Origin of the sequence: Pseudomonas sp. WS 5011 (assembly GCF_012985775.1) — a bacterium.
Classification (GTDB): Bacteria; Pseudomonadota; Gammaproteobacteria; order Pseudomonadales; family Pseudomonadaceae; genus Aquipseudomonas; species Aquipseudomonas peli.
In genome coordinates, this window is the sequence record NZ_JAAQXA010000010.1 from 69,483 (window position 1) to 81,168 (window position 11,686).

At 61.1% G+C, this 11,686-nt stretch carries 9 protein-coding genes; 7 read left to right on the forward strand and 2 right to left on the reverse strand.

What is annotated here, in order from left to right:
* The first annotated feature begins 41 nt into the window (after positions 1-41).
* The 6 genes from HBN63_RS12615 to HBN63_RS12640 all read left to right on the forward strand — a co-directional run bounded on the left by HBN63_RS12615 (position 42) and on the right by HBN63_RS12640 (position 7,147).
* Positions 42-2,744, forward strand: a complete 2,703-nt coding sequence (locus tag HBN63_RS12615) for a [protein-PII] uridylyltransferase (protein ID WP_170049650.1) — start codon at positions 42-44, stop codon at positions 2,742-2,744.
* Positions 2,745-2,812: 68 nt separating this feature from the next.
* A complete protein-coding gene (gene dapC, locus HBN63_RS12620; RefSeq protein ID WP_170049651.1) occupies positions 2,813-4,009 on the forward strand; it encodes a succinyldiaminopimelate transaminase in 1,197 nt (398 codons plus the stop codon).
* Positions 4,009-4,356, forward strand: coding sequence for an ArsC family reductase (locus tag HBN63_RS12625; protein ID WP_167141713.1), 348 nt, complete (start codon positions 4,009-4,011; stop codon positions 4,354-4,356). Before dapC ends, HBN63_RS12625 begins: the two co-directional genes overlap by 1 nt.
* A gap of 39 nt (positions 4,357-4,395) precedes the next feature.
* Positions 4,396-5,430 carry a 2,3,4,5-tetrahydropyridine-2,6-dicarboxylate N-succinyltransferase gene (gene dapD, locus HBN63_RS12630; protein WP_170049652.1) on the forward strand — a complete coding sequence of 345 codons (1,035 nt, stop codon included), beginning with the start codon at positions 4,396-4,398 and terminating at the stop codon, positions 5,428-5,430.
* 83 nt (positions 5,431-5,513) lie between these two features.
* Entirely contained in the window at positions 5,514-6,719 is a 1,206-nt protein-coding gene (locus HBN63_RS12635) for a cysteine desulfurase (protein ID WP_170049653.1), read from the forward strand.
* Positions 6,716-7,147 carry a SufE family protein gene (locus HBN63_RS12640; protein WP_170049654.1) on the forward strand — a complete coding sequence of 144 codons (432 nt, stop codon included), beginning with the start codon at positions 6,716-6,718 and terminating at the stop codon, positions 7,145-7,147. The genes HBN63_RS12635 and HBN63_RS12640 overlap by 4 nt, the downstream gene beginning before the upstream one ends.
* Here the strand turns inward: HBN63_RS12640 and HBN63_RS12645 are convergent.
* The gene (locus HBN63_RS12645) at positions 7,126-7,929 is read right to left on the reverse strand and encodes a transporter substrate-binding domain-containing protein (protein WP_256665392.1); all 804 of its coding nucleotides are present in this window, start codon (positions 7,927-7,929) and stop codon (positions 7,126-7,128) included. The genes HBN63_RS12640 and HBN63_RS12645 overlap by 22 nt on opposite strands.
* Positions 7,930-8,003: 74 nt before the next feature.
* Positions 8,004-8,825, reverse strand: coding sequence for a tRNA cyclic N6-threonylcarbamoyladenosine(37) synthase TcdA (gene tcdA, locus HBN63_RS12650; RefSeq protein ID WP_170049655.1), 822 nt, complete (start codon positions 8,823-8,825; stop codon positions 8,004-8,006).
* Positions 8,826-9,075: 250 nt separating this feature from the next.
* On the opposite strand from tcdA, the gene HBN63_RS12655 reads away from it, so the two are divergent.
* Positions 9,076-11,670 carry a glycosyltransferase gene (locus HBN63_RS12655; protein ID WP_170049656.1) on the forward strand — a complete coding sequence of 865 codons (2,595 nt, stop codon included), beginning with the start codon at positions 9,076-9,078 and terminating at the stop codon, positions 11,668-11,670.
* The last annotated feature ends 16 nt before the right edge of the window (positions 11,671-11,686 follow it).

An 11,686-nucleotide genomic window follows, 5' to 3' on the forward strand; every position in this document is an offset into this window, starting at 1 on the left:
CCGCTCGCTGAGTCTGCTTTATAGATAGAAGGAAGGCCGCAATGCCGCAGGTAGATCCCGAGCTGTTCGACCGCGGCCAGTTCCAGGCGGAACTGGCCCTAAAGGCCAGTCCTATTGCGGCGTTCAAAAAGGCCATTCGCCACGCCCGTGAAGTGCTCGACGGGCGTTTCACCAGTGGTCGCGATGTGCGCCGCCTGGTTGAAGACCGCGCCTGGTTTGTCGACCAGATATTGCGCGAAGCCTGGGACCGCCTGTCGTGGAGTGAAGACGCCGATATCGCCCTGCTCGCAGTCGGCGGCTATGGCCGCGGCGAGCTGCACCCCTTCTCCGATATCGACCTGCTAATCCTGCTCGACAATGCCGACCACGAAACCTTCCGCGAGCCCATCGAGCGCTTCCTTACCCTACTCTGGGATATCGGCCTGGAAGTCGGGCAGAGCGTGCGCAGCGTGGATGAATGCGCCGAAGAGGCGCGCGCCGACCTGACGGTGATTACCAACCTGATGGAAAGCCGCACCATTGCCGGTCCCGAACGCCTGCGTCAGCGTATGCAGGCGGTCACCAGCACCGAGCAGATGTGGCCAAGCAAGCAGTTCTTCCTGGCCAAGCACAAAGAGCAGCGCGCCCGTCACGGCAAATACAACGACACCGAATACAACCTCGAGCCCAACGTCAAAGGCTCACCCGGCGGATTACGCGATATCCAGACCATCCTTTGGGTCGCACGCCGGCATTTCGGCACGCTGAACCTGCACGCCATGGTCGGCCAGGGCTTTTTGCTGGAAAGCGAATACGCCCTGCTCGCCTCCAGTCAGGAACTCCTCTGGAAGGTGCGCTACGCACTGCACATGCTCGCTGGCCGCGCCGAAGACCGTCTGCTGTTTGACCACCAGAGCAAGGTAGCGGCCCTGCTGGGTTACGAAGACAGCGACAGCAAGCGCGCCATTGAGCGCTTTATGCAGAAGTACTACCGCGTGGTGATGGCGATCGCCGAATTGAGCGATCTGATCGTCCAGCACTTTGAAGAGCAAATCCTCAACGCCGGCGAAATTGGCCAGGCCACGCCGCTTAACAGTCGTTTCCTGCTGCGTGATGGCTATATCGAGGTCGCGCACCCCAACGTCTTCAAGCGTACGCCGTTTGCCATCATGGAAATCTTCGTGCTGATGGCGCAGCACCCCGACATCAAAGGCGTCTGCGCCAACAGCATTCGTCTGCTGCGCGAGCACCGTCACCTGATCGACGATGATTTCCGCCGTGACATCCGCAACACCAGCCTGTTCGTTGAACTGTTCAAAAGCCCGCAAGGCATTCATCGTAATCTGCGCCGAATGAACCGTTACGGCATCCTCGGCCTGTACCTGCCGGAGTTCGGTCATATTGTCGGGCAGATGCAGCACGACCTGTTCCACATCTATACGGTCGATGCGCACACCCTGAACCTGATCAAGCACCTGCGTAAGTTCAAGTGGACCGAGCTGGCGGAAAAATTCCCCCTAGCCAGCAAACTGATCGACAAGCTGCCCAAACCCGAGCTGATCTATATGGCTGGGCTTTACCACGACATCGGCAAAGGCCGTGGCGGCGACCATTCGGAGCTCGGCGCAGTGGATGCCGAAGCCTTCTGTGTACGCCACCAGCTGCCAAACTGGGACTCCAAGCTGATCGTCTGGCTGGTGCAACACCACCTGGTGATGTCCACCACAGCGCAGCGCAAGGATTTATCCGACCCACAGGTAATCTTCGATTTCGCCCGCCTGGTCGGCGACCAAACCCGCCTGGATTACCTCTATGTGCTGACCGTGGCCGACATCAACGCCACCAACCCTAGCCTGTGGAACTCCTGGCGTGCCAGCCTGCTGCGCCAGCTGTATACCGAGACCAAGCGTGCGCTGCGCCGCGGCCTAGAAAACCCACTGGACCGCGAAGAGCAGATACGCCTGACGCAGATCGCCGCTCTGGACATCCTAGTGCGCGGCGGCACCGACCCGGATGATGCCGAGCAACTCTGGTCGCAACTGGGTGACGACTACTTCCTGCGCCACACGGCATCTGACGTGGCCTGGCACAGCGAGGCGATCCTGCAACACGGCAACAACAGCGAGCCGTTAGTACTGATCAAGGAAACCACCCAGCGCGAGTTTGAAGGTGGCACGCAGATCTTCATCTACGCCCAGGATCAGCACGACTTCTTTGCCGTGACCGTGGCGGCCATGGCCCAGCTCAACCTGAACATCCATGACGCGCGGATTCTCACCTCCACCAGCCAGTTCACCCTCGACACCTACATCGTGCTCGAAGGCGAAGGCGGCTCGATTGGCGAGAACCCAGTGCGGATCAAAGAGATTCGCCAGGGCTTGGTCGACGCATTGAAGAACCCAGACGACTACCCGGCCATTATCCAACGCCGGGTACCGCGCCAGCTCAAGCACTTTGCTTTTGCGCCGCAAGTGACCATTCATAACGATGCGCACCGACCAGTGACCATCCTCGAAGTCACCGCACCGGATCGACCGGGCCTGTTGGCGCGAATCGGGCGGATTTTCCTCGACTTCGACCTGTCGCTGCAGAATGCCAAGATCGCCACTCTGGGCGAGCGGGTGGAGGACGTGTTCTTCGTCACCGACGCGCACAACCAGCCGCTGTCCGACCCCGAGCTGTGCATGCGCCTGCAGGAAACCATGGTTGCGCAACTGTCCGATGCCCCAGGCACGCAGGCCGAACTAAGCCGAATCGTTATTTAAAGCCCCTTATTACCCTTGAGCCGCCCGCCATCCTGGATGCGGGCGCTGGCAGACCTCAGGAAGCAACAATGAACGACGCGTTAAACCAGCTGCAGCCCTACCCGTTCGAAAAGCTCCGCGCACTGCTGGGCGCCGTACAGGCTCCCGCCGGCAAAAGCCCGATTGCCCTGTCGATCGGCGAGCCGAAACACCGCTCGCCGGAGTTTGTCGCTGAGGCGTTGCGCACTAACCTCGACCAGCTTGCGGTATACCCGACCACCTTGGGCATCCCTGCGCTGCGTGAAGCCATCGCCAACTGGTGTAACCGCCGCTTTGGCCTAGCGGCCGGCGTGCTCGATCCGGCGCGCCACGTGCTGCCGGTCAACGGCACCCGTGAGGCGCTGTTTGCTTTTACCCAGGCGGTGGTCAAGCGCGATGTCGATGGCCTGGTAGTCAGCCCCAACCCCTTCTATCAGATCTATGAAGGCGCGGCTTTTCTTGCCGGCGCACAGCCGCACTACCTGCCATGCTTGGAAGAACACGGTTTCAACCCGGATTTCGACGCCGTCAGCGACGAGGTCTGGCAGCGTTGCCAGATCCTCTTTCTCTGCTCACCCGGCAACCCGACCGGCGCGCTGATTCCGCTGCCGACGCTGAAGAAGCTGATAGCCCTGGCCGATAAATTCAACTTCGTGATCGCTGCGGATGAGTGCTACAGCGAGCTGTATTTCGATGAAGGCACCCCACCGGCCGGCCTGCTCACGGCCTGCGCCGAATTGGGCCGCCATGATTTCAAACGCTGCGTGGTGTTCCATAGCCTGTCCAAGCGCTCCAACCTGCCAGGCCTGCGTTCGGGCTTCGTCGCCGGCGACGCCGACATTCTGAAATCTTTCCTGCTGTACCGTACCTACCACGGCTGCGCCATGCCGGTGCAAACCCAACTGGCCAGCGTCGCCGCCTGGAGCGACGAAGCCCACGTCAAAGCCAACCGCGACCTGTACCGCGAGAAGTTCGACGCGGTGCTGGCGATTCTTGGCGATGTGCTGGATGTGCAACGGCCGGATGGCGGTTTCTACCTGTGGGCGAAAACGCCGATAGACGATGAAACATTTACCCGCGAGCTGTTTGCCCGCGAGCATGTCACCGTGGTGCCTGGTTCGTACCTGTCGCGCGCAGTGGACGGCAACAACCCGGGGGCCGGCCGTGTGCGCATGGCCCTGGTCGCGCCGCTGGCCGAGTGCGTGGCAGCAGCCGAACGTATCCGTGATTTTGTGAAGAGCCTCTGATGAGCAAGACCCTGTTTGGCATAAAAGCCTGCGACACCATGAAAAAAGCCCGCACGTGGCTCGACGAGCACGGGGTAAGCTACGCCTTTCATGATTACAAAGCCTGCGGCATAGACCGTGGCAACCTGGAAAAGTGGTGCAATGAGCATGGTTGGGAAACCATCCTGAACCGCGCAGGCACCACCTTCCGCAAGCTGGACGAGGCGCAGAAAAGCGGCCTCGATCAGCACAAGGCGATCGAACTGATGCTCGCCCAACCGTCGATGATCAAACGCCCGGTGCTGGATCTCGGCAACAAGACCCTGGTTGGCTTCAAGGCTGACCGTTATGCCGCCGAACTGGTTTGAACCAGCCGGCCCACACGAATTTGCGGTAAGGAAAACAACATGAGCACAACCCTCTTCAGCCTGGCTTTCGGCGTTGGCACCCAGAACCGTCAGGGCACCTGGCTGGAAGTCTTCTACGCCCAGCCACTGCTCAACCCGAGCAGCGAACTGGTCGCCAAAGTGCTGGAAAAAATCGCGTACCAAGGCGGCAACCAGGCTCTCAGCCTGACCAACAGCCAGGCAGGCGACCTGGCCGAAGCGCTGAAAAATGTCGACAGCCAGCAGTCCGCCCTGCTCACCCGCCTGGCCGAAAGCCAGAAGCCTCTGGTGGTCACCCTGCTCGCCGAAGACGCCGCACTCACCAGCACGCCTGAGGCCTACCTCAAGCTGCACCTGCTGTCGCACCGCCTGGTTAAGCCGCACGGCCTGAACCTCACCGGAATCTTCCCGCTGCTGCCAAACGTGGCCTGGACCAGCCAGGGTGCCGTCGACCTCGGTGAACTGGCTGAGCGTCAACTGGAAGCACGCCTGAAGGGCGATCTGCTGGAAGTCTTCTCGGTGGACAAGTTCCCGAAAATGACCGACTACGTGGTGCCGGCTGGCGTGCGTATCGCTGACAGCGCGCGCATCCGCCTGGGCGCCTATGTGGGCGAAGGCACCACCGTGATGCATGAAGGCTTCGTCAACTTCAACGCCGGTACCGCCGGCCCCGGCATGATCGAAGGCCGCGTGTCGGCGGGCGTGTTTGTCGGCAAAGGTTCGGACCTGGGCGGCGGCTGCTCGACCATGGGCACCCTGTCCGGTGGCGGCAATATCGTCATTTCCGTGGGTGAAGGCTGCCTGATCGGTGCCAACGCCGGTATCGGCATTCCGTTGGGCGACCGCAACACTGTGGAATCCGGCCTGTACATCACCGCCGGCACCAAGGTGGCGCTGCTGGATGCTGACAACAAGCTGGTCAAGGTGCTCAAGGCCCGTGATCTGGCTGGCCAGCCGGACCTGCTGTTCCGCCGCAACTCGCAAACCGGCGCTGTGGAGTGCAAAACCCACAAGTCGGCTATCGAGCTGAACGAAGCCCTGCACGCGCACAACTAAGCGCCACGCAGTTGCCACAGGCCGGGCCCATGCCCGGCCTGTCTATTTATACTCAACAGACAGTTCTTGCGGTGCCCAAGCCCATGTCACTGATCTCCCCATGGCGTGCTGACTTCCCTGGCATTCTGGCCCTTGCGGCCGAAGGCCAGACCTATCTGGACAGCGCTGCCACTGCGCAAAAACCCAAGGCCATGCTCGATGCCCTGCTCGGCTATTACGCCGGTGGCGCAGCCAATGTGCATCGCGCCCAGCACCTGCCGGGCGAGCGCGCCACCCGCGCCTTCGAGGCTACACGTGAGAAGGCTGCACGCTGGCTAAATGCGCCCAGCGCGCAGCAGATCATCTTTACCCGCAGCGCCACCGAAGCCTTCAACCTGCTGGCCTACGGCCTGGAGCAGCGCCTGCAACCCGGTGACGAGATCGTCATCAGCGCCCTGGAACATCACGCCAACCTGCTGCCCTGGCAGCAACTCGCGCTGCGCCGCCAGCTCAAGCTGGTGGTGCTGCCGCTGGATCAGCATGGGTTGATCGACCTAGCCCAAGCAGCGCAGTTGATTGGCCCACGCACCCGCCTGTTGGCGGTAAGCCAGCTGTCCAACGTGCTCGGCTGCTGGCAGCCACTTGAGCCGCTGCTGGCCTTGGCACAGGCGCAAGGCGCACTGACTTTGGTCGATGGCACTCAGGGCGTGGTGCATAGCCGCCAAGACGTGCAGGCCTTGGGCTGCGATTTCTATATCTGCTCCAGCCACAAACTCTACGGTCCGGACGGCGTCGGCCTGCTTTATGGCCGCACGAACGCCATTGAGCAGCTGGCGCACTGGCAGTTTGGTGGCGAGATGCTGCTGCACACCGACTACAGCAACGCCAGCTTTCGCCCAGCACCATTGGGTTTTGAGGCAGGCACTCCGCCGATTGCCTCAGTGATCGCCCTAGGCGCGAGCCTGGATTATCTGAACAGCCTCAATGCCAGCGCCGTCAGCGCCCACGAAGCGGCATTGCATGCCGAGCTGATCGCAGGGCTGCAACTGCGCCAGGGCCTGCGCCTGCTCGGCACACCGACTGTCGCGCTGGCCAGCTTTGTGATCGATGCTGTGCACCATGCCGACTTGGCTCACCTGCTGACCGAACAAGGCATCGCCGTGCGCGCCGGCCATCACTGCGCCATGCCGCTGTTACAGGGCCTCGGCCTGAACGGGGCGATTCGTGTGTCGCTGGGTTTGTATAACGATGGCGGCGATTTAAAGCGTTTTTTCAGCGCGCTGGATCAAGCCTTGGAGTTGTTGCAATGAGCCTTCCTGCCACTGCGCAGACTGCACTAAAAGCCTTTAGCGCCTGCCCCGGCTGGGAGCAGCGCGCACGCCTGCTAATGCAATGGGGCGACCTGCTCGTCCCGCTGAGTGATGCCGAACGCATTGAAGCCAACCGGGTGCAAGGCTGTGAAAGTCAGGTGTGGCTGTTGGCTGAGCAGGACGGCGCTCACTGGCAGTTTCGCGCCAGCAGTGATGCACGACTGTTGCGGGGTTTGCTCGCGCTGCTGCTGGCCAGAGTCAACGGCCTGCCGGCATCCGAACTGGCGCAACTGGATCTGCCGGACTGGTTTACCCAGCTCGGCCTGGCCCGCCACCTGTCACCCTCACGCAGCAATGGCCTGCAGGCCGTGCTGACACGGATGCAGCACTTGCTCGATGCCAACGATCAGGGCGCAGCGCGCCACTGATCGGCATTGCCGGAATACAGGGCCTGTTGCAAACGCTGCAACTCACCGCTCTGCGCCAGGCGCCGCAGGCCGGTATTAAATATCTCACGCAACTGATCGGCTTTAGCATCACCTTTGCGAAACAGCAGGTGCAGCGGTTCAGCATGCAAAATACGCGGATTATGGGTAATCAACGCTCGCTCCTGTTCGGAAAACAGGCGACGCAACATGGCATAACCAACCGCTCGATCCTGAGGGTGGAAGTCAACCCGCCCCAGGCTCAGTAAACGGAAGCCAGTGTCTTCTTTGCCATGTTGCTGCACCTGCAACTGCCCAGCATCAAGCGCCGCATCAAACTCCGTACCATAGGAGTAGCCCAGCGTCGTGGCGATGCGGAACGTCTTAAGATCGCCGAAACGGGTCCAAGCAAGTTGCTGGTCGCTGCGCTGGAATAACACCACGTCCCCCGCCACAACGGCATCACTGCATGCAGTGAAACGCTGGCGACTCTTACTGCAGATATACGGCATCACCGCATCCAGGCCGCCCTGTTCGAGCATCAGCAGGTTGCGGTCCCAGGGGTAATAGACGAACTCAACCTGATAACCGGCCGCCTTGAAAATGTCCCGCACCAACCGCGACAGGGCGCCGCCATCTTTGCGCTGCTGGTCAACATAGGGCACCCAGTCACCGGTACCAACTCGCACAACCGAGTGGGCATGGACACTCAGGCAAGCAGAGAGCGCAGCAAACAGCAGCGCATATCGCGGGACATGACGTAATACATGACGCAGCAGGGACAACACAGCACACCTCAAAAGAGAACTACCAGCACATCCCTGCTGAACATCGACCGCAACCGGTCATTCTTTAAATATTAGCCAACATCATCATGTGCGGGCCGCCGCTCTGCCGGCCGCCGAGTACCAGCAACCAATTTATCGACGATGCGCGCAGCGGCGACCATGCCAAAAGTCGCGGTCACCATCATCACTGCGCCAAAACCGCCAGCGCAGTCGAGCTTGACCCCCTCCCCCACAAAGCCCTTGTACTGACACACCGTACCGTCGGGTTTGGGATAGCGCAGCTGCTCGCTGGAATACACGCAGGGCACGCTGTAATTGCGCCCAGGCGTGCGTGAGAAGCCGTAATCGCGGCGCAGTGTGGAGCGCACCTTGGACGCCAGCGGATCATTCCAGGTTTTGTTCAGGTCGCCGACCTGGATCTGCGTCGGGTCGATCTGCCCACCCGCGCCACCGGTGGTAATCACCTGGATCTTGCGCCGCTTGCACCAGGAAATCAGCGCGGCCTTGGCGTTGACGCTGTCGATGCAGTCGATCACCGCATCAAGTTGCTCGGTGATGTACTCGGCCATGGTCTCGCGGGTGACGAAATCCGTCACGGCATGCACCACGCACCCTGGATTGATACCGCGAATACGTGCGGCCATCACTTCGACCTTAGGCTGACCGACTGTGCTGTCGAGGGCATGCAACTGGCGGTTGCTGTTGCTGACGCAGACATCATCCAGGTCAAACAGAGATATCTCACCGACCCCAGAACGCGCCAACGCTTCCGCCGCCCAGGAGCCCACGCCGCCAATACCAACCACCGCCACATGCGCAGCCGCCAGCCGCTCGGCCCCTTGGCGACCATACAGACGGGCGATTCCGGCAAAGCGTTGTTCATCTAAGGGCATTCTTCTCTCTCACAAGCAACAGCGGCGCGCATTATAGGTAGCCGACGGCCTGCGCCCAAGCGCTGTGTCATGCAGAGCGTAATTAGCCGATGAGCTGCAATGGCAAATTGCCACAACAGGAACCTTCAAGCCCCTTCGGCATCCCATCAACATGCCCATAGGCCGAGCTATACAGCCCAATGGCGGCGGCGTAGCATGCGCCACCCGACGCTCGTCGCTTTTTATTGCCCCTTCGCTGGACCTGCACACTATGCCTTCGCGTAAGTTTGGACTGAACCTGGTCATGTTCCTGGCGATTGCCGCCGTGTTTACCGGTATCTGGGCGCTGTACAACCGCCCGGTCACCGCGCCGGACTGGCCGGAACAGATCTCCGGGTATTCATTCTCGCCCTTCCGCGCCGGGCAGAACCCGCAGCAGGACACCTACCCCAGCGATGAGCAAATGCGTGCTGACCTGGAGTTGCTGAGCACGCAAACCGATAACATCCGCACCTACTCGGTAGACGGCCCTCTGGGCAATATCCCGTTGCTGGCCGAAGAGTTCGGCCTGCGCGTAACCCTGGGCATCTGGATCAGTCCGGATCTTGCGCGTAACGAGCGGGAAATCGTCAAAGCCATCGAAATTGCCAACAACTCACGCAGCGTGGTGCGCGTGGTAGTCGGTAATGAAGCCCTGTTCCGCAGTGAAGTGACCCCAGAGGACCTGATTGCCTACATCGACCGCGTACGCGCGGCGGTCAAGGTGCCGGTGACCACCTCCGAGCAGTGGCACATCTGGCAGGATCATCCAGAACTGGCGCAGCACGTCGACCTGATTGCCGCCCACGTACTGCCCTACTGGGAATTTGTGCCGATGGAGGACTCTACCGAGTTCGTCCTCGAACGCGCCAAAGACCTGAAAAAGCTCTTCCCGAAAAAACCCCTGCTGCTCTCCGAGGTCGGCTGGCCGAGCAACGGCCGCATGCGCGGCGGCGCCGACGCCTCACAGGCGGACCAGGCCATCTACCTACGCACCCTGGTCAATGCACTGAACGTCAAGGGCTACAACTACTTCGTCATCGAAGCTTTCGACCAGCCGTGGAAGGCCAGCGATGAAGGCGCGGTGGGGGCGTATTGGGGCGTGTACAACCTAGAACGTCAGGCCAAGTTCGCCTTCGAAGGGCCGGTGGTGGCGATTCCCCAGTGGCGCTTGCTGGCCATCGGCTCGGTGGTGTTGGCCCTGCTCAGCCTGGCGCTGATGCTGATCGACGGCAGCGCCCTGCGTCAGCGCGGCCGCACCTTCCTGACCATTGTCGCGTTCGCCGGCGGCTCCGCCCTGGTGTGGATCGGTTACGACTACAGCCAGCAATACAGCACCTGGTTCAGCACCTTGGTTGGCCTGCTGTTGGGCATTGGCGCCTTCGGCGTGTTTATCGTCCTACTGACAGAAGCCCACGAACTGGCTGAAACCGCCTGGACCCGTGCGCGGCGCAGGCCGTTCCAGCCGGTCTTGGCCGACAGTGCCTACCGCCCCAAGGTATCGGTGCACGTACCCTGCTACAACGAGCCACCGGAGATGGTCAAACAGACCCTCGACGCCCTGGCTGCGCTGGATTATCCGGATTACGAAGTCATCATCATCGACAACAACACCAAGGACCCGGCCGTGTGGGAGCCGGTTGAGGCGTATTGCAAAGTCCTGGGCCCACGCTTCCGCTTCTTCCACGTAGCACCGATTGCCGGTTTCAAAGGCGGTGCGCTGAACTACATCCTCCCGCACACCTGTCCGGACGCCGAAGTGGTGGCGGTGATCGACGCTGATTACTGCGTCGACAAGAACTGGCTCAAGTACATGGTGCCGCACTTCAGCGACCCTAAGATTGCCGTGGTGCAATCACCGCAGGATTACCGTGACGGCAACGAGAACGTATTCAAGAAGCTCTGCTATGCCGAATACAAAGGCTTCTTCCATATCGGTATGGTGACGCGTAATGACCGCGACGCGATCATCCAGCACGGCACCATGACCATGATCCGTCGTACCGTGATGGACGAACTGAAGTGGGCCGACTGGACCATCTGCGAAGACGCCGAACTGGGCCTGCGCGTATTCGAGAAAGGCTACAGCGCCGCCTACGCCCACGAAAGCTTCGGCAAGGGGCTGATGCCGGACACCTTTATCGACTACAAGAAGCAGCGCTTCCGTTGGGCTTACGGCGCCATTCAGATCATGAAGGGCCATGCACGCAGCCTGTTCCTCGGCAAGGACTCCGAACTCAAGAGCGGACAGCGCTACCACTTCGTCGCCGGTTGGCTGCCGTGGATCGCCGACGGCCTGAATATCTTCTTCACCGTCGGTGCGCTGCTCTGGTCGGCAGCGATGATCATCGTGCCGCAGCGGGTTGACCCGCCGCTGATGATCTTCGCCATCCCGCCGTTGGCGCTGTTCTTCTTCAAGCTGGGCAAGATCCTGTTCCTCTACCGCAAGGCCATGGGAGTTGACTTGGTGCGCTCCTTCCAGGCTGCGCTGGCAGGCCTGGCGTTGTCGCACACGATCGCCAAGGCGGTGCTCTACGGCACCTTCACCAAGACTATTCCGTTCTTCCGCACACCGAAGATGGCCAGCAACCACGGCATCCTGGTGGCCTTGGCCGAGGCCCGCGAAGAAGTGTTTATCATGCTACTGCTGTGGGGTTCGGCCATCGGTATCAGCATCGTCCAGGGCTTGCCGAGCGCCGATGTGAAGTTCTGGGTAGCCATGCTACTGGTGCAGTCGCTGCCCTACCTGGCGGCGCTGATCATGGCTTTGCTGTCGTCACTGCCGGCGCCTCAGGCAAGCGTGCAGGAAACCGCCGCGGCCAGCTGATCACAGGTGTGCCTGA